General features: G+C 39.8%; 23 protein-coding genes and 1 other RNA gene. 8 read left to right on the forward strand and 16 right to left on the reverse strand.

Annotated features, from left to right (window positions below; all coding sequences use genetic code 11):
* The first annotated feature begins 83 nt into the window (after positions 1 to 83).
* Together M3627_RS11655 and M3627_RS11660 are read left to right on the forward strand one after the other, a co-directional pair.
* Complete coding sequence (locus tag M3627_RS11655; RefSeq protein ID WP_251555715.1) at positions 84 to 617, forward strand: hypothetical protein; 534 nt, start codon at positions 84 to 86, stop codon at positions 615 to 617.
* 259 nt (positions 618 to 876) lie between these two features.
* Entirely contained in the window at positions 877 to 1401 is a 525-nt protein-coding gene (locus tag M3627_RS11660; protein ID WP_251555718.1) for a DUF2695 domain-containing protein, read from the forward strand.
* Positions 1402 to 1950: 549 nt separating this feature from the next.
* On the opposite strand, the gene M3627_RS11665 is transcribed toward M3627_RS11660, so the two are convergent.
* Positions 1951 to 3135: a DNA cytosine methyltransferase gene (locus M3627_RS11665; RefSeq protein WP_251555721.1), complete on the reverse strand. Its 1185-nt coding sequence runs from the start codon at positions 3133 to 3135 to the stop codon at positions 1951 to 1953.
* A 174-nt stretch (positions 3136 to 3309) separates the two neighbouring features.
* On the opposite strand from M3627_RS11665, the gene M3627_RS11670 reads away from it, so the two are divergent.
* The 3 genes from M3627_RS11670 to M3627_RS11680 all read left to right on the forward strand — a co-directional run bounded on the left by M3627_RS11670 (position 3310) and on the right by M3627_RS11680 (position 6513).
* Complete coding sequence (locus M3627_RS11670; RefSeq protein WP_251555724.1) at positions 3310 to 4272, forward strand: restriction endonuclease PLD domain-containing protein; 963 nt, start codon at positions 3310 to 3312, stop codon at positions 4270 to 4272.
* 296 nt (positions 4273 to 4568) lie between these two features.
* Entirely contained in the window at positions 4569 to 5129 is a 561-nt protein-coding gene (locus M3627_RS11675) for a hypothetical protein (protein WP_251555726.1), read from the forward strand.
* Positions 5130 to 5733: 604 nt separating this feature from the next.
* Complete coding sequence (locus M3627_RS11680) at positions 5734 to 6513, forward strand: replication initiation protein (protein WP_251555728.1); 780 nt, start codon at positions 5734 to 5736, stop codon at positions 6511 to 6513.
* A 737-nt stretch (positions 6514 to 7250) separates the two neighbouring features.
* On the opposite strand, the gene M3627_RS11685 is transcribed toward M3627_RS11680, so the two are convergent.
* On the reverse strand, positions 7251 to 7631 hold the full coding sequence (locus M3627_RS11685) for a hypothetical protein (RefSeq protein WP_251555730.1): 381 nt from the start codon (positions 7629 to 7631) through the stop codon (positions 7251 to 7253).
* A 414-nt stretch (positions 7632 to 8045) separates the two neighbouring features.
* Here M3627_RS11685 and M3627_RS11690 point away from each other — a divergent pair, with 414 nt between their 5' ends.
* Positions 8046 to 8384: a hypothetical protein gene (locus M3627_RS11690; protein ID WP_251555731.1), complete on the forward strand. Its 339-nt coding sequence runs from the start codon at positions 8046 to 8048 to the stop codon at positions 8382 to 8384.
* 160 nt (positions 8385 to 8544) lie between these two features.
* The gene (locus tag M3627_RS11695; RefSeq protein WP_251555732.1) at positions 8545 to 9696 is read left to right on the forward strand and encodes a site-specific integrase; all 1152 of its coding nucleotides are present in this window, start codon (positions 8545 to 8547) and stop codon (positions 9694 to 9696) included.
* Between the two features lie 122 nt (positions 9697 to 9818).
* Here the strand turns inward: M3627_RS11695 and ssrA are convergent.
* The 5 genes from ssrA to secG all read right to left on the reverse strand — a co-directional run bounded on the left by ssrA (position 9819) and on the right by secG (position 14437).
* Positions 9819 to 10173: a transfer-messenger RNA gene (gene ssrA / locus M3627_RS11700) on the reverse strand.
* A gap of 271 nt (positions 10174 to 10444) precedes the next feature.
* The gene (gene smpB / locus M3627_RS11705; RefSeq protein WP_251555734.1) at positions 10445 to 10912 is read right to left on the reverse strand and encodes an SsrA-binding protein SmpB; all 468 of its coding nucleotides are present in this window, start codon (positions 10910 to 10912) and stop codon (positions 10445 to 10447) included.
* Positions 10913 to 10963: 51 nt separating this feature from the next.
* The gene (gene rnr / locus M3627_RS11710) at positions 10964 to 13276 is read right to left on the reverse strand and encodes a ribonuclease R (protein WP_251555738.1); all 2313 of its coding nucleotides are present in this window, start codon (positions 13274 to 13276) and stop codon (positions 10964 to 10966) included.
* Between the two features lie 43 nt (positions 13277 to 13319).
* Positions 13320 to 14066: an alpha/beta hydrolase gene (locus M3627_RS11715; protein WP_251555741.1), complete on the reverse strand. Its 747-nt coding sequence runs from the start codon at positions 14064 to 14066 to the stop codon at positions 13320 to 13322.
* Between the two features lie 143 nt (positions 14067 to 14209).
* Positions 14210 to 14437 (reverse strand): preprotein translocase subunit SecG, encoded by a 228-nt coding sequence (gene secG, locus M3627_RS11720; RefSeq protein WP_169359958.1) that lies wholly within the window; start codon positions 14435 to 14437, stop codon positions 14210 to 14212.
* 195 nt (positions 14438 to 14632) lie between these two features.
* Between secG and M3627_RS11725 the strand changes: the two genes are divergently transcribed.
* Entirely contained in the window at positions 14633 to 16132 is a 1500-nt protein-coding gene (locus M3627_RS11725; protein WP_251555743.1) for a hypothetical protein, read from the forward strand.
* A gap of 36 nt (positions 16133 to 16168) precedes the next feature.
* Here the strand turns inward: M3627_RS11725 and M3627_RS11730 are convergent, their stop codons facing one another.
* The 9 genes from M3627_RS11730 to M3627_RS11770 form a co-directional block, all read right to left on the reverse strand.
* On the reverse strand, positions 16169 to 16723 hold the full coding sequence (locus M3627_RS11730) for a hypothetical protein (protein WP_251555745.1): 555 nt from the start codon (positions 16721 to 16723) through the stop codon (positions 16169 to 16171).
* Between the two features lie 91 nt (positions 16724 to 16814).
* Positions 16815 to 16979, reverse strand: a complete 165-nt coding sequence (locus M3627_RS11735; RefSeq protein WP_169359961.1) for a hypothetical protein — start codon at positions 16977 to 16979, stop codon at positions 16815 to 16817.
* A gap of 480 nt (positions 16980 to 17459) precedes the next feature.
* The gene (gene eno / locus M3627_RS11740; RefSeq protein ID WP_169359692.1) at positions 17460 to 18755 is read right to left on the reverse strand and encodes a phosphopyruvate hydratase; all 1296 of its coding nucleotides are present in this window, start codon (positions 18753 to 18755) and stop codon (positions 17460 to 17462) included.
* Positions 18756 to 18757: 2 nt separating this feature from the next.
* Entirely contained in the window at positions 18758 to 20296 is a 1539-nt protein-coding gene (gene gpmI, locus M3627_RS11745; protein ID WP_251555746.1) for a 2,3-bisphosphoglycerate-independent phosphoglycerate mutase, read from the reverse strand.
* Positions 20289 to 21050 (reverse strand): triose-phosphate isomerase, encoded by a 762-nt coding sequence (tpiA, locus tag M3627_RS11750; RefSeq protein ID WP_251555748.1) that lies wholly within the window; start codon positions 21048 to 21050, stop codon positions 20289 to 20291. Before tpiA ends, gpmI begins: the two co-directional genes overlap by 8 nt.
* 17 nt (positions 21051 to 21067) lie before the next feature.
* The gene (locus tag M3627_RS11755) at positions 21068 to 22234 is read right to left on the reverse strand and encodes a phosphoglycerate kinase (RefSeq protein ID WP_483315287.1); all 1167 of its coding nucleotides are present in this window, start codon (positions 22232 to 22234) and stop codon (positions 21068 to 21070) included.
* A 167-nt stretch (positions 22235 to 22401) separates the two neighbouring features.
* On the reverse strand, positions 22402 to 23409 hold the full coding sequence (gene gap / locus M3627_RS11760) for a type I glyceraldehyde-3-phosphate dehydrogenase (protein WP_251555752.1): 1008 nt from the start codon (positions 23407 to 23409) through the stop codon (positions 22402 to 22404).
* A 13-nt stretch (positions 23410 to 23422) separates the two neighbouring features.
* The gene (locus M3627_RS11765; RefSeq protein WP_251555753.1) at positions 23423 to 24460 is read right to left on the reverse strand and encodes a sugar-binding transcriptional regulator; all 1038 of its coding nucleotides are present in this window, start codon (positions 24458 to 24460) and stop codon (positions 23423 to 23425) included.
* Between the two features lie 136 nt (positions 24461 to 24596).
* Positions 24597 to 24830, reverse strand: a complete 234-nt coding sequence (locus M3627_RS11770; RefSeq protein WP_251555755.1) for a glutaredoxin family protein — start codon at positions 24828 to 24830, stop codon at positions 24597 to 24599.
* Between the last annotated feature and the right edge of the window lie 45 nt (positions 24831 to 24875).

A 24875-nucleotide genomic window follows, 5' to 3' on the forward strand; every position in this document is an offset into this window, starting at 1 on the left:
TGAATTCACCTTTGACAAACCGTATGAAGTATACTTGATTTAAGTAATTTTCAAATAATTGGATTAAATGAGGAGATGACAACTTGAATAATTTCGAAGTAAAAATAAAACAAAACCTTGAAATACTTCATATGAAAAAAGAAGAACTTTACAATGCAAAAAAAGCTATTGGCAGAGATACCGTTTGGAGTGACATAGAAAGATATAAATTAAATATGGAAATGCTAACTTGGATTGTAAATACAGATAGTTTGCTTATGAGATTGTCAAAAAAACATAGCAAGGAAAAAAATAATCTGAAAGACTCAGAGGATATTAAAAATCATAAAGAACAAGGAACATTGTTAGGATTATACTACGCATTTAATTGTTTTAAACACAACTTTTCTATACTAAGTACGGAAACAATAAGAGAAAGCTCTCTATTTACAGATCACGAGGGAACAGAATATGTAATAGCAAATAATGAATTCTCGGAAACAACAAAAAAGTTCAGTCAAAAATATAAAGAATATGATTTCTATAAAGAATACCTGGTAGGTCAAAACGTTGAATTAACATTCAATGATGCTATATCCTTTTTAAACAAACAATACCAAGAGTTATATACTTCCTAAGTTCAAGGTCCTCGGTGTTCCATCTGCGGAGCGGAGCGCTGCCCTCGCGCCGAGGCTTCGCTTCCCCCTAAAAAAAATACATCTCTCCAGCATGAAAGATATAAAAATTAATGGCTATGTTAAAGGCTAGGGTTGTTTTTTCTTGAGGTGTTTAGTTTGTGAAGTGTTACACTTCAACTAACGGGGCATTTAGTTGAAGAAGGAAAATGAACGATAGAAAACGAAAATATAGCAAAATGGAATTAAAGGTGAGGTATTTATGGAAAAACTCAAAGTATTAAAAGAAACTCTTATAGAAGGTCAAAAATTATCAATGCAAGGTTCGTGGGATAGGAGAGCCCCAGCAAAAAAAGCGGTTCCTTTTCTTTTAGAAGCAAGGCAAGGGTTAAAGGATTATGTACTAGAAAACGGAACAAATCCTCTTGCTTGGCGTTTGTTGTCGCAAGCCGAAGAATGCTTACTCAATTATAACAATGCTATTTATTGTCTTGAAAGGGCTATGGAGTTGGATAAAACGAACCAAAAGGACCTTAAAAGACTTGTCCTATTAAAAGACTATGGTGGAATGTGGAATGAGCTAAACTTATCCGCGGAACAGTTGGAGTCCCTCGGTTTGTTTTTGGATGAAAAGTTAAATGTCGATGATTGTGACCACTCTCTTAAATTTACAAAGAGATGGCTGGAAGAAAACATGCCTAAGAGTAAAATATCCAAAATCGTAAAAGCAATGCATAATCAAGGCGGATTCTGTGATTGTGAGGTACTCTCCAATGTTGTTGATTAATAGAGCTTGTTGAACTAACGGGTGCGTATGTTTAAATGTAACAGTTCACAATCAATTCTTTTAGCCAATGATTGCTAGACAATATTCCTGTTAATATATAAACACCATTCAAAGGAATGATGTTTTGAATGAGACTAATCTGTAAAAACCAAAGATATGATTTAATCTTTTATATAATTGTCTCTTTCGAAGGAAAATGAGAGTATCTAATGTATATACAGAACCTGAGTTTCAACTAAATACATTAGAAATTAAAAAAATCGCCCAGTATTACTTTGAATTTTAAATACCAGCAAAAAAACTGTGTCTTTTTTTAGACACAGTTTAAATTTATTACTTTTCAAACTTTTCATATTAGTACGAACTTCGTTAATAAATTTTCCAAAATCATAAGGCTGAGAGTAGTATAATTTTCCACTTTTGACACATTACATATCACAAAGACACAGGCGATTATATTCCAATTGGTTTTTAAGTCCTTTAGGATACTCTTCTATGGCAGTTACAAGCAGAGTGCACCCACATTCCTTGAATGTAAACATATCTCCTTTACGCCTTTATTTCTTCAAACTCCAAATTCATTTGTCCTTCTGGCACTACTTCTTTCTTTTTTGTTTTGCTAGCACGGACCTTCTTGTTTTTTCCTGTTGCCAACATTTCCTGAATATGCTCTGCATCCCACTTAGCTTCATCGGTTTCATATGGAATTCCTGCAAAGGTTTTTAAAACAGCCTCTAAAATGACTTTTGCACCATCTGGCGGAACAGCCATTCCAATTTGTCTCCTTACACTTTCTTTTCCTCCCACAAATTCAAACCAGTCAGGGAATGTCTGAAGCCTAGCACGCTCACGGTTTGTTAATGCTCTTGGTTCAGCGTAGTGATATATGTGTGTGCCCCCGCCTCCTGACCCAGTTACTGTATATGAAACAGTATCAGGATGTAAACGTTTGTATATGTTACTCATTTTTGCGCCTTTAACATTGAGTCGATATTGCTCTGGCAGATAATCCACCCAGCAATTATCTCCTGGTAGGATATGTCCAAGCATTTCCACCACTTTTCTCTGATGTTTTGTATATTCATGATTAAATGCATCATTAGGAATCGGTGGAATCTCTAATGCCTGTTTAGCAGTTTTCCAATCCTTCTTATCTTTATATGGCGCTTTTGGCACTTCAAATCTTAAATTTAGCGATTTGTGTATGCCAACGATTATGATGCGGTGTCTCGCTTGTGGGATTCCATACTCCTCAAACAAGTATTTATGTGGCGTGATATTGTATCCTGCCTTTTCCATCGCTGTTAAAATTTGAACGAAGGCTTTTCCTTCATTAGCTGACTCTAGACCACCCACATTTTCAGCAATGAACACTTTGGGTTGATGATGCTTTAACACCTTTATTCCATATGTGTACAGGCCACCATATTCCCCGTCTAACCCTTTTGTTTCACCAACTAAACTAAAATCATTACAAGGGAAACCGAACGCAAATAAATCAATTGGAGGAAGGGATTCTATATCGAGTTCTTTTACATCCCCGCAATAAACAGTATCTGGCTTATCGGGAGCAATATTTTTAATAAACGTTTGGCATGTATCTTCATGAAAATCGTTTGCCCATGCATGTTCTATTTTATAAACTTCATTGTTGCTATTTATAACTTCAACTGATTTTGCTCCAAGTGATAACCCACCAGGACCGCAAAACAGTTCGCCTTTTCGGAAAATCATTTCAACTTCTCCTCTATCTTCATGGTTATTTTCATTTTTCATCGTTCTTTATTATACACCAGTTTCCCATACAAAAAAACGGATTGCGCTCTTAGGAAGGGAATGGAAATTGTTAGTGACAATTATGCTAATCCTTTATATTATTAAAATAATACTATAAAAGGAGAGGGTATCATGTATCTTACCACAGATTTGGAGCATTCAGTTTTTCACACACCATACAGGCATGGATTTCGTAAATTACGTATTCTAACAGGGTATGCTTCCAGTGCTTTCTTGTATCATATACTAGAAAACTATCAAGATATTGAAATTGAACTCATTATTGGTATGAGTAGAAGAGATGGCATTCCAAGATGGGATCATGAACGTTATCAACAAATCGTCAATGAAAATCCACGTATTAGTATTTTTTATCAAATTAGTTCGCCACCTATCCATACGAAGATTTATCATTGGTACACGGATGGTTTATTTGATGATTCCCTGACATTTGTTGGTAGTGCGAATTTTTCCTGGGGCGGTTTCCGTGACCAACATGAATTAATGGTAGAAGTGAATTTCCCAAACATTGATGAGGTGTTTGCCATTCCAACCTGTTTAATTTGTATTGAACCTACTATTGAAGACTATATTCGATTTACTAACATCTATATAGGTCGTAGGGGGAGGGTACGTCAAAGACCAATTCAAGTTGTTGAAAACAACGATTTAAGCCGAGATGTGAGCCTATATCCTTATGTAGATTTACCGCTTCTATTAAATAATGATACAGCCATTCATGAAAGAAGTGGGTTGAATTGGGGACAACGTCCTGGACGAGAACCTAATCAAGCATACATACCCGTTTCCTCCAGAATCCATCAGGCAAACCCTAATTTCTTCCCTCCAACTCAACAGGAATTTAACATGCTAACGGATGATGGGCATCAATTAATATGTGTCGTAGCTCAATCTAATCGAAAAGCTATTGAAACTCCTGAAAGCAACAGTATCCTGGGAAGATATTTCCGTGAACGTTTACGTGTTCCACTTGGAACAAGAGTTGATGCACAAGATGTGATTGATTATGGTCGGACAAGTGTTAGGGTTTATAAAATTGATGATGAAACATATTTTATGGATTTTGGTGTGTAAAAGAGAGACAGGATTTCCTGTCTCTCTTTTATTGTGCTTCTTCAATTTCATAGCCTAATTAGCTTCTCACTTCTTCATAAGAATAAAACCATACGTCATGCAAATGATTGAAATAAAGGTATCCTTTTAATCGCTCCTCTCCAATCTTCATATTTTCTCAGCCATAAATTCTAACTCTATACTTTGGTGCAAAGTCGGTTCATTTTGCACTAATACTAACTCCTTCCTACTAACTTTGTTAGTTCCTTAGGATATATTCGATATTTTCTCACAAACTAGAATAAGGAGGTTATGACATGGGAGGTAAAGGTAGTGGTCGTAAATTAGGTTCCAAAATGAAAAAGGTTATTATAATTAAGGGAGCACCTAGTACAATTTGTATTGGACCTATATGTAATAGGAAATATACTCCTCTAAGTGAATTTGGAATCAATAAGAGTTATTGCTTAAAATGCCGTAAACTATTAGAAACAACAAAACGTGAAAGCAACTTTGTTGAATATAAATACCAAGAAGCTATAAGACATGCAAAAGTTCGAGAGAAAAAGGGGAAATTATGCGAAATAGCCCCAAATCTTAAGAATCTCATTGAAACAATGCGAATTGAACAAAAGTATTGTTATTATTCAGGGGTTAAATTAATGGAAAAGGTCAATGACCCTAATTCATGGTCGATTGATCGAGTATATTATCATGCTGGATACGTGGCAGATAACATGGTGCTTTGTGCAACTTCCATTAATATTGTAAAAGGATCAATCGAATCTGCTTTAGATAAAGCTAAAAAAACACTTATTCCGTTATATGGTGAAGAAAAAAGTTTAACCATAATTAAAAAGATTCTAGAAATAATATAATAACCAACCTTCATAAAAATAGTTTATTTACATGTTCGATTCCTCGGATTATAAGACAAGGGTCTTATACTTGGATTTTCTTGGACATATTCTAAGCCAGCACGTCGGTCAAAATTTTAAATAAATTCTTTTTGAAAGGTCCTCATTAAGTGGCGAATGCCACACATCTCTTAATAAGGTCTTTTCCGAATGTCCGAAGCAGCTTGCTACAAGTACACACTCTTTATCCTTCATATCTAGTTCGGATAGTTCCATTCTTGAATGTCCCAGCTTTAAGATATCAACTTAAAAATTAACGCTTTTTTCTTTAAAAATGTGATGATATTTTTATGAATTAGGCGATTGAAATCATGCTTTTCGATTTCGATCGCAATGTTGTAATATCTTTTGTTATAATATCTGTTATAGGGAGTGTTTACCCTTAGAGTAACAAGCGGTTATTTTTTTTTATATTACTTTTCTAATTTTAAAATTACTTTCCCAATTTTTTTTACTCTCTAAATATTACTTTTCTAATTCTATTATTACTTTTTTAATTTTGTTATTCAGAAAAACAAAGGAGTAACTTTATAATTGTAGAAGTTATAAAAATGAGGTGATAAGAATGGGAAAAATAAAAGGCAGTTTCCAAGTGAACCAAAACAATTTCTTAATCGAAGCAAAACACAATACCCCTTTAACATTAATTGAAACTAGAATAATTAAATCACTTGTTAGCACAATTCAACCTAGCATGGAAGACATCAGTTGTATTAGATTAAATCTTAAAGATTTTATGGAACTCATCGGAATGAAAAATACTAACCAAACTCATATTAAAAGAATTTGTGCAAACTTGAGTGAGAAAAGAATTGATGTTCAAAGAATGGATAGTGAAGATTGGATTGTTACTCGTTGGGTTGCAGAAGTTCGTTATCTTTCTAGAGAGAAAATACTCGAATTCGATATCCCTAGATCCACACAGGGTTATTTTAAAGATTTTTCAAAAGGGTATGTTCACTATGAACTCAAATATGCACTGATGGCAAAAAGCGTCTACACTGTTCGGATATATGAACTATCAAAGAAATGGTTTAAATTGAAGTCATTTGAATATGAATTGGATGAACTACGCAAGAAAATAGGAGCAATCGGCAAATCGTATGATATATACGGCAACTTCAAAGCGAAAGCATTAAAACCAGCAATTGATGAAATTAACGAGATAACAGATATTAAAATTGATTACAAAGAAATAAAAGATGGTAAAAAAGTTGTTGCTATCAAATTTTCTGTAAAACCAAGGAACACTTCAATAAAGAGAAAAAAATATTCACCTGACACGGTATTACCACCGTTGAACAAAGAGAAAGAAGCAGATGAAATCATAAAGAATATGTTTTAACCTTTAGGACCATTCCTTTTCTTTTTCTTAGCATATTTTCTTAATTTTTTGTTTTCTGAGATAGAATTTCCATAAAGGAATTTACTGTTAAAATTAGTATATAATTCAATGTCTGACTTCTTAATTATTATGGTGGGCCTACGAGATGAAAACAAACAAAACGCTGCTATCGCTTCTCGTAAAAGGCAATTGAAAAGCTAGAAAAAAAGAATAAAAGGACTTGAAGAGGAATTAAAACATTACAAAAAAAGGTGAAGTATTAACTGAATACTTTGATAACACACTATTGTTCTTCTTTGCTTTCAAATGCTGTATCAAATATTAAGCGTTGTCCTTCACTCAACACAAACAGTTTTTACTTGTTGAATATCGTAAAACAGGCCATATTAGAGAAGTAGGTTGTTTCAAAGACAATCACACGAACCGATCGTTGCTTTCAGGCTCAAGGACGTTTACTTTTTTGTGTGTAAAAGTATATGACAAAGCTAAGACCGAAGACTTTCAGTATCATTAAAATTAGGTCACAGCAGGACTAGATATCGTTCAAAGATATGTGGATGCACCGTTCTGGAAAAGTCGTAAGAAATAAGCAATGGCATGAAAAAAACGAAAGAAGAGGACTCTTCTTTCGTTTTTTTGGGTCGCTTTGCTCCGTCGTCAAACCATCCAGAAGGGGTGAATCTGAACTCTCTTCAACTCTTCCCAAGAGAAATCTCTCAGGGGCGTTGATATGACCCTTATAACGGCTTTTCTAATAATCCTTTAAGGACTATTCGGAGGTTATTTTTTAAATAAATCACATCTTCAGATGTTATGCTTCCGAAATCAGTGCTTTCCTTGTTATAGATATTACGTACAAATATGATCTTCCCTGCTAATTGACATACAATATTATCTTCAGTTATTACTTCAAATACGGGGTTGTTTTGTTTTTCAAATCCCCTATCATCGACCAGCATTGCAATGTCATTGTTAAAGTCGACTACATCTAATCCCTCTGCATTCAATAACTCTAGTAATTTTTCGTACTGTTCATCGAAATTGCTATACTTGATTTGATAAATATCAGCTTCAATTGTAAAAGTGTCTAAATTAAAATTAATAGCATACGCTTTCATGATTAAAACGCTCCTTTAGTTGAATGACAATAAAACTGATTTAACAGTTCTGTTTGTCAAAGGTAGTAGAAAATTCATTTCTCCAGGATAGATTATAAAAAATTGTCTAGATCCTATTATAGAGCAACTCCAAATATATTAGGAATAACTTTTATAAAGGACCTAGATAAATTACATTTTTTATATTTTTTAAAAATTTTTGTTTACATTCTTAAATGCTTATATTAAACTGTAATAAATAAGTTTAAGCGATAGAATTACAAACGCTTATTTAACTTCATGCCAACCTAATTTTGGGGTCCCCGTACAACGCTACGGGTCTGTCCAAAATTAAGTTGCTTGAGTTAAATGGGCGTTTTTTGTGTTCATTTATATGTAGCCAACTTTTTGCTCCTTGAAAACTGAATATGTTCAATGAAAGTTTTAGAGAAAAGACATTCTAATTTTCCACAAAGATTAGAAATCTTAAAGACTAGGGAGGAGAAAGAAATGGCATCTGAATCAAACTTACTATTATCACAAGAGAAACAATTAAACGAGATTATAGCTAATGCTATTAAAAATGCAATAAACAATCATCAATTCTTCCCAAAAGATTGGATGAACCTCCAGGAAGGTGCCGCATATGCTAATGTCTCACTGAATACTTTTAAGAGCTTCAGGTTAAAGGGATTGAAAATTTGTGAAATAGATGGAGTAAAAAGGGTTTCTAAAGAGGAAATTGATAAATTTTTAAAATCACACAGCTATTAATTTGAGAAAACGGGACCTCAGTTTAAAGGTCTAAATAAAGGTCGGTGACTATTGAAAGTGGCATGTCACCCCTTTATTTTGTAATATATAGATGAATGCTATTTGTATAGTATTTATCTTCCCCTTAATCTTGTCTCCGTAAGATAACAGGAGGATAAAAATGGGTACCATTAAACCGTACACTAAAGAAGATGGTAAAACATATTATAAGATCAAGTTTTATATTGGAGTTGACCCACTAACAGGAAAACAGCGTGATACAACACGACGTGGATACAAATCAAAAAAACTGGCCAAAGAAGCATTGGCTCGCTTTGAACTTCAAATCAGCGAAGGAACATTCCGCAAACAACGTGCTGAAACCTTCCAAGATGTGTACGATTTATGGATAGTCCAATATGAGCGAACAGTAGAAGAAAGTACCTTTACTAAAACGATTGGAATCTTCCGCAATCACATTTTACCATCCATTGGAATGTACAAAATTGATAAGATCAATTTTGATGTTTGCCAAAAAGCCGTAAATAAGTGGGCCGATACTTTAAAAAATTTCCGAATGGTGAAATCCTATGCTGCCAAAGTGCTTGATTTTGCAATTAAGCACGACTATATTCAAACGAATCCATTTGCTTTAGTAGAGATATCGCTAAAAAAAAGGGTTAAGTTTGATCAAGAAGACGAACCTGAAAATTTTTATACAAAAGAACAACTAATTGAGTTCTTAACTTGTATGAAAAAGGAATCCAATACTAAAGCGTATGTTCTTTTTCATTTACTTGCTTTTAGTGGAATGCGTAAAGGAGAAGCTCTAGCACTAACTTGGAGGGATATTGATTTTACTAAAAATGAGATTCGCATTAACAAAGCAATTTCAAGAGGTAAGAATAATCAACTGTATGTGAAAACAACCAAGACTGGGGTTGCACGAACAATTAGAATGTATCCCGAAACAAGTTTAATTTTAAATGAATGGAAAAAACATCAACAAGATATCTATTTGATATTAGGATTTGATACACTTCAACCAAAACAATTAGTATTTAGTAATGAGCAAAATGAATTTCTACAACCCACTAAAACACGAAAATGGCTTGAACACGTGCTTCAAAAGTATGATTTACCTAAAATCACAACACATGGATTCCGACATACACATTGTTCCTTAATGTTTGAAGCAGGTGCAACAATCTTAGAAGTACAGGATCGTTTAGGACATTCCGATGTAAAAACGACGATGAACATTTACGCCCATGTATCAAACGAAGCAAAAGATGGAGCTGTCAGTAAACTAGAAACTTATATGACAATGTAGAAAACTGACCATGGTTTTGACCTTGTTCATTTGATATCCAATGATATCAGATGACATGGGAAAAATAAAAAACCCTTGATAATCAAGGGTTTTGATACTCATTGACACTCAATGAAATTGTAATATGGAGACGGCGGGATTTGAACCCGCGTCCAGAAACTCTAACACTTAAGCTTCTACGCGTGTATCTTACCTATTTGAAGTTTCGCGTAGCATTATGCCGATAAGCGGGCGTCCTGTACGCTAACTTGGAAATCTCTTGCTGACAGCTCAAGTGGCACTGCCAACCGTATCCCACTAAGAGTGAGCTCTACCTAGCCACATGGGCGATGGATAGATAAAGCAGATCCGAGCTTACGCTGCGAATGCTAAGTTGTTGTTTGTTTTGCCTGTTATTATAAGTTCCGTTTTTACAGAGCCGAGCCTCTGACGCGCAACTCAAGCTTAGACTATCCCTGTCGAATCCATAACGTCCCCGTTTATGGAATAATGTAAGCTTTTCAGACTGTTGACAAACGCTTTCATTCTTCGTTGCTTGCACTTCGTTGTCAGCTCATGAACCTAAGTTCAATTCGCTTCCGCCTCGTGCTTCGCTCCTCGACTGACAAGCGTTTTCAAGTCAGTCTGAAGGTGCCACTTAGTTAAAAGGTTTGCATCTCAGTAAGAAGTTACAGTCATAACTATACATCAAATTAGGTCAAAATTCAAGTGATACATACTGCCACTATCCGGATAACGAGGAAAATTCTTAGCGTTGGGCATCCTTGAATGCTCGCTCGATGTCGCGTTTTGCTTCTTTTTTCTTTAGAGTGTCGCGCTTGTCGTAATCCTTTTTACCTTTACCGATACCGATGAGGACTTTAGCGTAGCCGTTCTTTAAGTACATTTTGAGCGGTACGATCGTGTAGCCATCGCGCTTCGTTTCACCGATTAGCGAGCTGATTTGCTTTTTGTGTAGCAGTAGCTTGCGAGAACGCAGCGGATCGTGATTGAAGCGGTTTCCTTGCTCGTATGGGCTGATGTGCATGTTGGAGATCCACGCCTCATTGTTGCGGATGCGTACGAATGCGTCCTTTAGCTGCACCTTCCCGTTACGAATGGATTTGATCTCGGTCCCTTGTAGGACGATCCCTGCCTCGATTGTTTCCTCGATAAAATAGTCATGATTGGCCTTTTTGTTTTGTGCTAATGGCTTGTCGTCATGCTTTTTTGCCATTCTATTCACCCCTGTCTAAAGCTAGATAGAGCGACCTAGGCCGCTCCCTCTTTATTTTTTCTTTGGTCGCTTGCGTTTTTGAGATTTCTTCGCAACGCCCTCGTAGAATTTCTTTTTCTGATTTGGTCCTTTTTTCGGTCCTGGCTGTGATTTGTCTTTTCTATTCTTGCCAGAGCCTTTTTTCGATGCGTGGATGACCTTAGGGCTTTCCTTGCGCGTGCTGCGGCCAAAGGATTTCTTCATGCCGACAACCTCGAAGTCGATTGCTGCCTCCTCTGGCTTAACGCCGGAAACCTTAACCGTTACCTCGTCACCGATACGGAACTGCTTACCAGAGCGCTCCCCAATCATCATCATTTGACGGTCGTCAAAGCGGTAGTAGTCGTCTGTCATGTTCGTCACATGGACAAGACCCTCGATTGTGTTTGGAAGCTCGATGAACATACCGAAGTTCGTAACCGAGCTCACGATACCCTCGAATTCCTCACCGATTTTATCTGCCATGTATTGTGCTTTTTTCAGTGCATCTGTGTCACGCTCTGCATCTACTGCACGACGCTCGCGTTTTGACGTATGCTCTGCGATGTCGTCGATGATCGCACCCCAATGGTTAACCGTTGCGGATGATACATCCCCGTTCACTAAATACGTACGGATTAGACGATGTACGATCAAGTCCGGGTAACGACGGATTGGAGAGGTGAAATGTGTATAGAACTCAGTCGATAAACCAAAGTGCCCTAGACATTCTCCGTAATATTTTGCCTGCTGTAGGGAACGAAGAAGCATCGTCGAGATAACTGGTTCCTCTGGCATTCCCTCAATGCTTTCAATGATTTCTTGAAGTGCTTTCGGGTGAATATCATTGCCCGTTCCTTTTACTACTAAGCCGAAGTTCGTTAGGAAGCCGAAGAAACGCTGTAGCTTTTCTGGCTTAGGGTCTTCATGGATACGGTAAATGAATGGTACATCCATCCATTTAAAGTGCTCAGCCACGGTTTCATTGGCAGCTAGCATGAATTCCTCGATTAATTTTTCAGCCACCGTACGCTCGCGAATCGCGACGTCTTTTGGCCAGCCATCCTCGTCTACTAGAATTTTAGCTTCTGGGAAATCGAAATCGATGGCACCGCGTTCCTCACGTTTCTTTCTAAGCACTGCCGCAAGCTCTGCCATGTTCTCGAACATTGGCACAAGGTCCTTATAGCGCTCGATTAAGTCCTCATCTTTTTCTTCTAAAATTTTATAAACGTCTGAGTAAGTCATACGCTCCGTTGTACGGATCACACTTTGGAAAATCTCATGGGATGTTACCATACCAGAGCCGTTGATGATCATTTCACATGATAGTGTTAGACGATCGACCTGTGGGTTCAATGAACAAATACCATTTGATAGACGATGTGGAATCATAGGAATAACACGGTCTGTTAAATACACACTCGTTCCGCGGTCATATGCCTCGCGGTCAAGCGCGGACCCTTCCGTTACATAGTGGCTTACGTCTGCGATATGTACGCCAAGCTTATATGTACCGTCAGGCAGCTTCGTTACAGTAACTGCATCATCCAGGTCCTTCGCGTCTGCTCCGTCAATCGTCACGATGACTTCATCGCGAAGATCTCTGCGTCCCTCTAAATCACCTTCTGCGATTTGGTCAGGCACAGCCTCTGCTTGGTCGATTACCTCTTTTGGGAAGTCGATTGTGATGCCATGCTTATAGATGATCGATAGAATATCTACGCCTGGATCGTTTTTGTGACCAAGAATTTTCGTTACGATACCTGTTGCAGACTTTCTTTCATTCGGCCAGTCCGTGATTTCTACGACTACCTTGTGACCGTCTACTGCACCTAATGTGTCGCCTTTTGCGACGAATACATCCATTGGCACTTTCTTGTCATCCGGTATGACGAAGCCGAAGCCTTTATTGTCCTGGAACGTTCCAACAACCTGTGTCATCCCGCGCTGTGTGATTTTGATGATCGTACCTTCTCTGCGGTCTCCGGATGATTCCTTCGATACGCGTACAAGCACCTTGTCACCGTTTACTGCCCCGTTAATTTCCGTAGGGGGAATAAAAATATCATCCATGCCAGACTCTTCCGGTGTCACAAAGCCAAAACCTTTTGCGTGTCCGATGAAGCTCCCGACGATTAAATTCATGCGAGATGGGACACCATAACGATTAGACCGTGAACGGACAACTGCGCCAGCGTCCTCCATGGACACTAGTGTTTTGACTAGCTCCTTGAAGTCATCGGCCTCGGTCATATTAAAATGGTCCTCTAGCTCCTTCGTGGTCATTGGTTTATATTCTTCTGCATTCATTAATTCTAATAATTGTTCTTTCATATTTTCCATCTAAACATCCCTCCCTTTTCAGCGTGTGCGGAATTGGTTCGTTTTACACATTCCAATCCAACGATTCTAAAAAGTTTAATATATCCTCGTGTAGCGTTTCCTTTTCTGGACCGAGCGTAATGACATGACCAGATTCCTCGTACCAGTTCAGCTTCTTCTCTAGTGATTCCGACTGCTCGTAAATATAGTTCGCAGAGTTTATATCAATCACCGAGTCCTTCTTGCCCTGTGTAACGAGAAGCGGAGCATATATATGATCCACATGATCGCGGACCTCATAGACGAATTCTCGCAGCTCGCCCAATGTCTGCATCGGGTTTTGGCGAATCTTCTCTACTTCTTCTTCTATTTGCTCTTCGCTTTTACCTTCATATTTCTTGTATTCCTTGGCATATTTTATGACGCCCTCGAACATAACGTCCGTCGTTTTCATCGTCATGGGAGAGCACATGGTTACGATTCCCTTTACAGGCACTGTATACCCCAATTTCAACGAAAATACGCCTCCAAGCGATAATCCAGCTACCGCAATCTCATCGTAGCCAGCTGCCTTTAAGCGGTCATATGCCTTCATAACGTCCTTCCACCAGTCTGTTGGACCAGTTTCGAGCAGCTCCTCTGGCGGTACACCGTGTCCCTTATAATGTGGCGCAATCGACGTGTAGCCATTCTTTTCTAAAAATCGTCCCAGCATTCGAACGTCGGACGAATTCCCCGTGAATCCATGTAATAATAATACCGCCCGCTTTCCAGCTTCAAAGAAGAACGGCTTTGGTGTTGTGATGCGCATTCCAAAAAAACCTCCTGTTTCCATCAACACTGCTATTTTACTAGTATATACCTTTCCCTTATTAATTTTATCTTATGTATGCTCAAATATAAAAGAAAACGCCTAACCATTTGAAAGTATGGTTAGGCGTATACATTCGTTTTTTAAAATTTAGTAACAGCTATCGTTAATACGAAGAATAATACAGCAAGCACGATAGTCGCTCTATGTAAGATCAAATCCATACCACGAGCTTTCTGTTTTCCAAAGAGTTGTTCAGCTCCCCCGGAGATGGCTCCTGATAGCCCAGCACTTTTCCCTGATTGTAATAAAACTACCACGATCAAAGCAAGCGAGACGATGATTAATAACGTCATTAATAATGTATTCATTGTTACACCTCCCGATTAGAACATCACAACACATATAATTTTACCAAATATAAATAGAACTGACAACAGTCTATCAATTTTAAAGTAGTTATCTAAATAATATCATATATTTTCTGATAATCTAGCGTTAAAATGAAATAAGAAAGATTTATTGGTTTATATTGTCAAATACATAGAGAATGGGAAAGATTAATCGTGAATAAAAAATTATTTGCAATGACAAGCATCATCCTGTTAGCGTTAATCGCTATCGTGTATTGGTTTACGCTTAAGGAAGAAACGAGACTACCATCGGACAATTGGAGCAGAACCTTTTCTGTGGAAACTCCTGCAAACAATTATTCCAGTTTTCAAGTTTTGAATAAGGAAAATGGTTATGTGATCACGCTTCGAAATTTTAAGGAGCAGGCAATTCTTTCCTGTGATTTAGATTTGAATTGTAAGGAAGCTCGCAGCCTGCCTTTATCTAGCTCGACGACGAATGTGTGGAGCAACGAGGCGGAATCCTATTTTATTAAAAACTATACGTTAATGCATGACAAGACGGAAATCGCTCAGGACGTAGAAAACTTCGTGAAATCCGGAGACGTGCTTGTCTACTGGACAAAGGACCAGCAGCTAACCGTAGTGGATAACGGACAGGAGAAGGCTTTTGATGTGACCGAGCCAATCTACGATGTGAAAATTATTGGGGATAACATATTGGCCATTACAAAGGAAAGCCAGGGAGATCGCTTCGCCGTCTATCATCTAGCAAACGAGCCGATTCAGCTGTTCCAGCTAACGAGCACAGCGAGTCTAGTATCCTCTATTCAAATGATCGAGCAGTCCCCAGCAGAGTTCCTGCTGCTCATGGATACAACCATGGTTTCCGGTGGTGCGAAGACAAAGGTCATCCAACAAGCTGCCTTTGACCTGTCGCCAAACCAAGCCATCCAGCTGTCGAAGCTAACGTTCCAGCACGAGGAGGACGGTCGCACACTAGATGATATTACGCATGCAACGCTGTTTCAGCAGGACGGACAAACGCTAATAGCCTTTACCGCAACCCGCGCCGGCAATAAAAACCAAGTGTTCCTTGGCGAGCTAGCTGGTGGAAAAGTGCTTGCCACCTCCTTAACGAAGGCAGGTACAAGATACGAGCGTCCCGTGATTCTCAATAAAGACGAGGTCGCTTTTCTAGAGATGAACGGCTCTCAAAGGTATTTAGTTTATGCCTCCTCCGAACCTAGTAAAATAGAGGAAAGTAAACAAATCGCGAAAGAGGACTACAAGCAGGCAGCCTACACCCAGTTCAGCAAATCCTTTAACGGCTTAATGCTCGTCCTATTCGGCTTTGCCTGGATCATCCTAGCCTTTGCGATCTCGTATATAAGCACGGCGGTTTTAAATCGCTTTAGATTTGAAAGAACGTACACGCTTGGATTTATCATTCATGTCGTATCTTTGTTGGTATTACAGATTTTCTTCCTGTACCGCTTTACAAAGGTGGAGACAACGATTGCGAACATCCCTTTCATCACAGAAAGCTGGCATTTCGTTGTTTTATTGGTAGCAGGAAGCTTGCTGTCGACCATTCCATTACTTCTGGCTCGCTATAAGCCGGAAGAAGATGATTACACGTATATGGTTATATATGCGACCTTTATGAATCTAGCCGTCCTGTTTTTCCTGGTCGGGCCGCATATCTTTTAAATATGAAAGAGAGCAGGAGTGGGTTCCTGCTCTCTTTTACTTTGGATAGGCTACTATGACCTCTCCATCCTTTGAAAGAGCCTGATAGGAAAAGGAATTCCATGTACCCTTCACGTCTAATAAAACAAATCTCTTTCCTGCGAGTTCAATAAAAGAAATATTCTTATATTCCTTTCCATTAGCCGTTATCACTAAATCATCAATTCGAGGATTTTCTATGGACATGAGAAGAATGTACCCATTTTCATACCCGCTTGCTTGCCAAGGAATTAGGGCATCTGTGTCTGAAAGAATCTCACCCACACTTGCTATAACCCCTCTTTGCCCGGAGTAATTAATCATCTTCCATGTACCCATCCAATTTTGCTTTAGCCTAGCGACGACCGTAATAGAATGCGGTATCCGATAAAACGCTAACCACTCTCCATCTTGCTGTATAATACCGTAAACCTCTTCCACGCTCGACGTCCAGCTTTTCGTGTTTCGCAAGACATCTTCCTCAGTGGGATCCTGGCTCCGGTTGTAAAATATGTAAGCGGTAAAGAGGGCAATTAAGGTAATCGCAATAAGAAGCTTTTTTATAGCTATCACTCTCCTATTTATAACTCTAATTTGTTAAATAATACTAAATTAGCGTTTGGAAGTATATAAAAGAATTTGATGAGGAGAGTAGGAGTGGGATTTACTCCGTATTTGGACGGGATTTAGGCTTTCTGCAAGGTTTATGCTTGTTTCCGCAAGGTTTGGCTTCATCTCCGCAAGGTTTCACTTCATCTGTGCAAGGTTCTCCTCTGTCTCCGCAAGGTTCCGCTCCATCTCCGCAAGGTTCTCCAAGTCGCCGATGCATCCTCCCTTTTTACGCAACACTACACCCCTTCTCTGCAAGACTTCAACCGCTTCAACCCGTTTGCGCAATACTTTCCCTATTTCCCGCAACACTTCTCCTCATTCTCGCAACTCTTTGCCCCATTTCTGCAACACTTCACTCCTTTGGCGCAACACTTACCTTATTTCCCGCAACGCTTTTATTTCCCGCAATACTTCTCCTCATTCGCGCAATACTTTGCCTCATCTCTGCAACACTTCACTCCTTTGGCGCAACACTTACATCATTTCCCGCAACTCTTTTATTTCCCGCAATACTTCCTCCCATTCACGCAACACTTTGCCTCATCTCATCAACACTTCACTCCATTGGCGCAACACTTACCTTATTTCCCACAACACTTCCTCCCGTTCACGCAACACCCACGTTTCTTGCAAGCTTCTCTCACCCCCCACAAAAAAACTCCTTAACACAAATGTGTTAAGGAGTTTTCACTAATCATTATTTTTTCAAGTTATAGAATGTATCTTTTCCTAGGTATTGAGCTGTGTTGTACAGTTGGTCCTCGATACGTAGAAGCTGGTTGTATTTTGCTACGCGGTCAGAGCGGGATGGTGCTCCTGTTTTGATTTGGCCAGCGTTTGTTGCTACTGCTAGGTCTGCGATTGTTACGTCTTCAGACTCTCCTGAACGGTGGGAGATTACTGCTGTGTAGCCAGCGCGTTTTGCCATTTCGATTGCGTCGAATGTTTCTGTAAGTGTACCGATTTGGTTTACTTTAACAAGGATGGAGTTGCCTACGCCTTGCTCGATTCCTTGTGCTAGTTTTTTCGTGTTTGTTACGAATAGATCGTCTCCAACTAGCTGAACTTTTTTGCCGATTCTATCTGTTAGAAGCTTGTGGCCAGCCCAGTCGTTTTCGTCTAATCCGTCTTCGATTGAGATGATTGGGTATTTATTGCTAAGCTCTTCGTACCAATCTACCATTTCCTCTGAAGTTTTCACTACGCCTTCTCCAGTTAGGTGGTATTTGCCGTCTTCTTTGTTGAATAACTCAGAAGCTGCAACGTCCATTGCAAGAAGGACTTCTTCCCCTGGTTTGTAGCCAGCTTTTTCGATGGCAGTCATGATTGTAGAAAGAGCTTCTTCGTTTGATTTTAAGTTTGGTGCGAATCCGCCTTCATCTCCAACAGCTGTGTTTAAGCCAGCATCTTTTAATACTGATTTTAGGCTGTGGAAGATTTCAGCGCCCATGCGTAGTGCGTGACGGAATGATTCTGCTCCTACTGGCATGATCATGAATTCTTGGATGTCTACGTTGTTGTCAGCATGCTCGCCGCCGTTTACGATATTCATCATCGGAACTGGAAGTTGCTTTGCGTTAAACCCGCCTAGGTATTGATATAAAGGTACATCTAAATAGTCTGCTGCAGCGTGTGCTACTGCGATAGAAACTCCTAGAATAGCGTTAGCTCCTAGGTTACCTTTGTTTTCTGTACCGTCTAGCTCGATCATGGCATGGTCGATTTCTACTTGGTCTAACACTGAGAAATTTTCTTCTAATTCTGCCGCGATTACGTTGTTCACGTTTTCTACCGCTTTTAATACACCTTTTCCAAGGTATCTTGATTTGTCGCCATCGCGAAGTTCTACCGCTTCGTATTCACCAGTAGATGCACCAGATGGTACGATTGCGCGGCCATATGCTCCGCTTTCTGTGAATACTTCTACTTCAACTGTTGGGTTCCCGCGTGAATCTAATACCTCACGAGCTTGAATTTGTGTAATAATTGGCATTTTCAACTCTCCGTTTCGATTAATGTTTTACCTGTCATTTCAGGCGGTGCTTCTATACCTAATAAGTGTAACATGGTTGGAGCCAAATCGGCTAAAATTCCATCTGTTCGAAGTGTCGCTCCTTTTTCGGTCACAATCACTGGAACAGGGTTGGTTGTGTGAGCAGTCATCGGATTCCCCTCGAGTGTCGTTACCTCATCGGAGTTCCCATGGTCTGCTGTAATGATGGCCTGGCCACCTTTTGCTAAAATAGCATCTACCACTTTACCAAGGCAAGTGTCCACTGCCTCGATTGCTTTTATAGTTGGCTCTAGCATACCGCTATGACCGACCATATCTGGGTTAGCAAAGTTTAAGATGATAGCGTCGAATTTATCTAATGCAATTTCACCTAATAAAGCATCGGTTAGCTCATAGGCACTCATTTCAGGCTTCAAATCATAGGTTGCCACTTTAGGAGAATTAATAAGAACTCGCTGTTCTCCAGGGAATGTCTCCTCACGGCCACCACTCATAAAGAAGGTCACATGTGGATACTTCTCCGTTTCGGCAATGCGAAGCTGTGTTTTATCACGAGCTGCCAGTACCTCACCGATTGTGTTCGATAAATCGACTGTTTCAAATACTACATCCGCGACCACGTCATCACTGTAATGTGTGAATGTCACGAATTTAAGATTTTTCGGATGCTTCTCGCTTAATGGGAAGCTATCGAATGAAGGCGTGTTAAGCGCCATCGATAATTGAATCGCACGGTCTGGGCGGAAATTAAAGAAGATGACCGCATCATTCGTATCAATCGTCGTAGCCGGCTGTCCATTTTGCTCAATGACAAATGGCAGGACAAATTCATCGGCGATATCCTGTTCATAAGAATCGAGAATCCCTTGCGTCGCGCTTTCCGCCGTTTTACCGACTCCATCAACCATTGCTTGATAAGCAAGAATGACACGCTCCCAGCGACGGTCACGATCCATTGCGTAGTAGCGTCCACTAATCGAAGCAAACCTACCGATGCCGATTTCCTTCATTTGCTTCTCTGTTTCCGCAACATAAGCGACAGAAGTACGTGGTCCAACGTCACGGCCATCTAAAAAGCCATGTACAAATACATCATCTAGACCTTGCGCCTTAGCAAGCTTCAACAAAGCAAATAGATGAGAATAATGACTATGAACACCGCCATCTGATAGTAAGCCCATTAAATGCAGCTTGCCACCCGTTTGCTTTACATGCTCAATTGCCGCTAACAGCTTTTGCTCTTGGAAAAATTCCCCGTCTCGAATCGATTTATGAATACGAGTCAGATTTTGATAGACGATTCTTCCGGCACCGATATTTAAATGACCAACCTCTGAGTTACCCATTTGTCCATCGGGTAGACCAACTGCCTCACCAGAAGCGATCAAGGTTGCATTCGGAAACTGGTTCCAGTAGCGATCGAAGTTTGGTTTTTTTGCATGAAATACGGCATTACCATACGTTTCGGGTCTTAGCCCGAAGCCGTCTAAAATAATTAGTGCAACTGGACTTTTAGGCATTTGCACCAGCCTCCAGTAATTTCACAAACGAATCTACCTGTAGGCTTGCCCCGCCAACTAGTGCACCATCGATATCTTCCTTAGAAAGCAATTCCACGATATTTTCAGGCTTCACGCTGCCGCCGTATTGGATACGCACTGCACTTGATACTTCTTCCCCGAAGCCATCTAAAATAGTCTCACGGATGGCACGACATACATCGTTTGCATCGTCAGCCGTAGCTGTCTTACCAGTTCCGATAGCCCAGATTGGCTCGTAGGCGATGATTGTGTTTTTCACTTGTTCCTCTGTTAAGCCTTCAAGAGCTGCGGTTGTTTGAGCGGAAACAATGCTTTCTGTTTCATTGCTCTCGCGCTGCTCCAATGACTCTCCAACACAAATGATTGGTGTTAAGTTATATTCGAAGGCTGCCTTCGCTTTTTTATTGACTGATTCATCGGTTTCATTGAAATATTGACGTCTTTCCGAGTGCCCAATCACGACATAGCTTACGCCGATATCCTGTAATTGGTGGCCGCTCACCTCACCAGTGAACGCACCTTCTTTTTCCTCATGCATGTTTTGTGCACCGATGGAAATGAAGGACCCCTTCGTCTCGTTCACTAAAGACTCTAGAAATAAAGACGGAGCGCATATGACGGCTTCTACATTCGTAGTGTCAATCTGTTTTTCTTTTAATTCGTTAGCAAATTGCTTTGCCTCTGAAAGTGATTTGTACATTTTCCAGTTTCCTGCGATTACTTGTTTACGCATAATAAAATCTCCTCCAATTACTTATCGTTTAGTGCCGATACGCCTGGTAAGTCCTTACCTTCCATAAACTCTAAGGAAGCTCCTCCACCAGTTGAGATATGGTCCATTTTATCTGCTACATCAAATTTTTCTACTGCAGCGGCTGAGTCTCCTCCGCCGATGATCGTATAGCCAGCAGTTTCTGCCATTGCTTTCGCAACACCCTTCGTTCCGTTTGCAAAAGCGTCCATTTCAAACACACCCATTGGTCCGTTCCAAATGATCAGCTTGCTGTCTTTAATAACTTGATCGTACAGCTTTACTGTTTCTGGTCCGATGTCCAAGCCCATCCAGTCAGATGGAATTTGGTCGACTGGGACAACCTTCGTGTTGGCATCCTTTGAAAACTCATCCGCAACGACTACATCGATTGGCAAATAGAAGTTCACGCCTTTTTCCTTCGCCTTTTCAAGGAAGGACTTGGCTAAGTCGATTTTATCTTCCTCTAAAAGAGAGGTTCCAATTTCATGACCTTGCGCCTTCGTGAACGTATAGGACAATCCACCACCGATTAGGATATTGTCTACCTTGTCCAATAAATGATCGATGACACCGATTTTATCCTTTACTTTCGCACCACCAATGATCGCCGTGAAAGGACGTTCAGGTGTGGATAAAGCCTTGCCAAGTACATCTAATTCCTTTTGCATCAAGAGTCCAGATACTGCAGGTAAAAGCTTTGCAATTCCTTCTGTTGTTGCATGCGCACGGTGAGCTGCACCGAATGCGTCATTGACATACACATCTGCTAACGAAGCAAAAGCTTTTGCTAGCTCTAGATCATTTTTCTCTTCTCCAGCGTGGAAGCGTACATTTTCTAATAAAACAATATCTCCCTCATTCATTGCTGAGATCGCTTGTTCTACTTGTTCTCCAATTGATTCATCTAATTTAGTTACAGGCTTATTCAATAGCTTAGCTAAATGCTCGCCAACCTTTGTCAAACGTAGCTCTTCCTTTACTTCCCCTTTTGGGCGACCCATATGGCTTGCAAGAATCACTTTCGCTCCTTGCTCGATTAAATATTGGATCGTAGGTAGTGCTGCACGAATACGAGTATCATCTGTAATGGCACCGTCTTCTACTGGTACATTGAAGTCTACACGACAAAAGACGCGTTTTCCCTTTAACGTTACATCGCTCATTGTTTGTTTTTCCTTCATGAAATAAGCCTCCTTATGTAATTGAATTGCCTACTAAAAAAAGAAGGAGCAAAAGGGGTAACCTTTGCTCCTTTACCCTCTTTTATTATAGAGGTTATTATACTTAAACGCTATCCAAACACTAATGTTTCTCGGTATCTAGCGAGAAATTATAACCCTTTTTTTGCCATTAATAATGCAAGGTCGATACAACGTGCAGAGTATCCTGATTCGTTGTCATACCATGCTAATACTTTAACAAGGTTATCTCCTAATACCATTGTAGATTGACCATCTACTGTAGAAGAAGCAGTGTTGCCGTTATAGTCGATTGATACTAATGGAAGCTCGTTATATTCAAGAATTCCTTTTAGTTCATTTTCAGCAGCTTTACGAAGCACGCCGTTTAACTCTTCTACTGTTACTTCTTTGTCTAGCTCTGCTACAAAGTCAACTAGAGATACGTTTGGTGTTGGTACACGAACAGCCATACCATCTAATTTACCTTTTAGCTCAGGAAGAACCTTCGCTACTGCAGCTGCTGCTCCAGTTGTTGTAGGAATCATAGATTCAGATGCTGCACGAGCACGACGGTAGTCGCTATGTGGCAAGTCTAGGATACGTTGGTCATTTGTGAATGAGTGAATTGTTGTCATCATTCCGCGTTTGATACCAAAGTTATCTTGTAATACTTTCGCCACTGGTGACAAGCAGTTTGTTGTACAAGAAGCGTTTGATACTACGTGATCTGTTTCTGGGTTGTATTTATCTTCATTTACACCCATAACGAATGTTGGCATGTTGTCTTTTGCAGGAGCAGAAAGAATAACTTTTTTAGCTCCTGCTTCGATATGCTTACCAGCTTTTTCAACTGTGCTGAATACACCCGTAGATTCGATTACGATGTCTACTCCAAGGTCTTTCCAAGGAAGTACTGAAGGATCCTTTTCAGCGAATACTTGAATGTTTTTCCCGTTTACTACTAGGTATTCACCTTCTGAAGTGATATCTGCATTTGAGATACCGTGTACAGAATCATATTTTAATAAATGAGCAAGCATCGCTGCATCTGTTAAGTCATTGATTGCTACTACTTCTAAATCCTTTTGCTCTAATGCTTCTCTGAAAACTTTACGTCCGATACGTCCAAATCCGTTAATAGCTAATTTTACTGTCATAATAAAATTCCTCCTAAATGTTTTTTGGGATTACTTTCATCATTTCATTGGCGGCACCTTCATCTGTTACGAGAACAGTTTGCAATGGAGCCTGCTTGAAATAAGAAATAAGCGCGTTGGCTTTTTTTGCCCCGCCTGCGACTGCAAGCAGATGCTCTATATGCTGAAGCTGATTTAATTGAACACCGATTGTGCGAATATGGTGAACAGCTTCACCGTGATTGTTGAAATAATAGCCAAACGACTCACTGACTGCGCCTCTACTTGTTAGAAGCTCAATCTCCTCGTCACTCGAACTTCTTCTCTTGGCCATCTCTAATGCATCGCCTATTCCATGAATAATGATGTTTGTCCTTTCATAAAGGTCCATCATTTCTTGGATAAAAGGCTCCTTCTTCATCGTCATATATGCCTCTTCGCTTAAGCGATCCGGTATATATAACGTCCGGTAGGTTCCATTCATCTTGCTAGCAAACAAAGACGCAATGGTATTTGCTTGTAGCCTGACATCCTTCCCTACCCCTCCTCTTGCCGCAATAAACAACAAATCCTTCCATCTGGACGATTCGGTCATGGCATGGGAGATGGATGCAATCGTTGATCCACCAGTAACTGCAACGATGTATTCATCCAGTAAAATACTCTCTAAATACTTTGCTGCCTCCTGGGATAAAAGCATAGATGTGTTAGTATCAGTATCTACATTTCCCGGAACAATAATCACATCTTTTATATTTAAATATTTCTTTAACATTAGCTCCATTTGTGATCGACCAGACCACATACGGACTACTTCTTTTAAATCTATCAAAACCTCATTGCCCTCTGCTGTAATAGCCGCTCCCTCACGAGAAACCTCTATCAAGCCTTGAGTCCTTAGAGCATCCAATTCCTTACGAGTTTCACGCTCCGTTAAGTCTAGCTGTTCTCCAAGAACCCGACGGCCAATACCTCTGGTCAGCTGGATAGTTTGGAGAATACGATACCTCTTCTGAAGCAGCTCACTCATCTCTGGCATTAGCTTTAGCTGTGCACTTAGAAAAGAATCCATTTGTCACATCCCACGCTAGTGGTGACATATTTGTCCCACATGTATTAAAAATGTCCCATCTACTCAAAAAAAATTTAATTTCTATAATCATAATACTTTAATATATTCCAAATAGCAATATATGTGTTTGGAAGCATTATTTTTCTAATGCTTCCAGCAGCGTCACATAGTCGAGATTCCCGTACTGTATGATCTCCCCTTGGTATTCCACAACCGGAATCATGAGCATAAATTTTTCGTGCAGCTGATCATCTTCTTCTATATTATGCTCCACTATTTGAAATGGCACGTCCTCCTGTACCAGCTTCAGCATCATTCTTCCGTCCTCACATAAATGACAGCCTGGTCTTGTATAGAAATGGACAATCATATTCTGTGCCCCCCCATCGTTTAGCTTCTCTCATTATAAACTTTT

The sequence above is a fragment of the Psychrobacillus sp. MER TA 171 genome (assembly GCF_023713305.1).
GTDB lineage: Bacteria > Bacillota > Bacilli > Bacillales_A > Planococcaceae > Psychrobacillus.

Coding starts and splice junctions, on each gene's coding strand:
- M3627_RS11715 (WP_251555741.1), bottom strand. CDS start 14,066: ATGCGCATCACAACACCAAAGCCGTTCTTCTTTGAAGCTGGAAAGCGG.
- M3627_RS11755 (WP_483315287.1), bottom strand. CDS start 22,234: ATGAGCGATGTAACGTTAAAGGGAAAACGCGTCTTTTGTCGTGTAGAC.
- gpmI (WP_251555746.1), bottom strand. CDS start 20,296: ATGCCTAAAAGTCCAGTTGCACTAATTATTTTAGACGGCTTCGGGCTA.
- M3627_RS11665 (WP_251555721.1), bottom strand. CDS start 3,135: ATGATTTTCCGAAAAGGCGAACTGTTTTGCGGTCCTGGTGGGTTATCA.
- tpiA (WP_251555748.1), bottom strand. CDS start 21,050: ATGCGTAAACAAGTAATCGCAGGAAACTGGAAAATGTACAAATCACTT.
- M3627_RS11685 (WP_251555730.1), bottom strand. CDS start 7,631: ATGAAAGCGTATGCTATTAATTTTAATTTAGACACTTTTACAATTGAA.
- rnr (WP_251555738.1), bottom strand. CDS start 13,276: ATGGAAAATATGAAAGAACAATTATTAGAATTAATGAATGCAGAAGAA.
- M3627_RS11675 (WP_251555726.1), top strand. CDS start 4,569: ATGGGAGGTAAAGGTAGTGGTCGTAAATTAGGTTCCAAAATGAAAAAG.
- gap (WP_251555752.1), bottom strand. CDS start 23,409: ATGACAGTAAAATTAGCTATTAACGGATTTGGACGTATCGGACGTAAA.
- M3627_RS11770 (WP_251555755.1), bottom strand. CDS start 24,830: ATGATTGTCCATTTCTATACAAGACCAGGCTGTCATTTATGTGAGGAC.
- M3627_RS11670 (WP_251555724.1), top strand. CDS start 3,310: ATGTATCTTACCACAGATTTGGAGCATTCAGTTTTTCACACACCATAC.
- M3627_RS11735 (WP_169359961.1), bottom strand. CDS start 16,979: ATGCATCGGCGACTTGGAGAACCTTGCGGAGATGGAGCGGAACCTTGC.
- M3627_RS11690 (WP_251555731.1), top strand. CDS start 8,046: ATGAAAGTTTTAGAGAAAAGACATTCTAATTTTCCACAAAGATTAGAA.
- eno (WP_169359692.1), bottom strand. CDS start 18,755: ATGCCAATTATTACACAAATTCAAGCTCGTGAGGTATTAGATTCACGC.
- M3627_RS11765 (WP_251555753.1), bottom strand. CDS start 24,460: ATGGATTCTTTTCTAAGTGCACAGCTAAAGCTAATGCCAGAGATGAGT.
- secG (WP_169359958.1), bottom strand. CDS start 14,437: ATGAATACATTATTAATGACGTTATTAATCATCGTCTCGCTTGCTTTG.
- M3627_RS11695 (WP_251555732.1), top strand. CDS start 8,545: ATGGGTACCATTAAACCGTACACTAAAGAAGATGGTAAAACATATTAT.
- M3627_RS11660 (WP_251555718.1), top strand. CDS start 877: ATGGAAAAACTCAAAGTATTAAAAGAAACTCTTATAGAAGGTCAAAAA.
- smpB (WP_251555734.1), bottom strand. CDS start 10,912: ATGGCAAAAAAGCATGACGACAAGCCATTAGCACAAAACAAAAAGGCC.
- M3627_RS11680 (WP_251555728.1), top strand. CDS start 5,734: ATGGGAAAAATAAAAGGCAGTTTCCAAGTGAACCAAAACAATTTCTTA.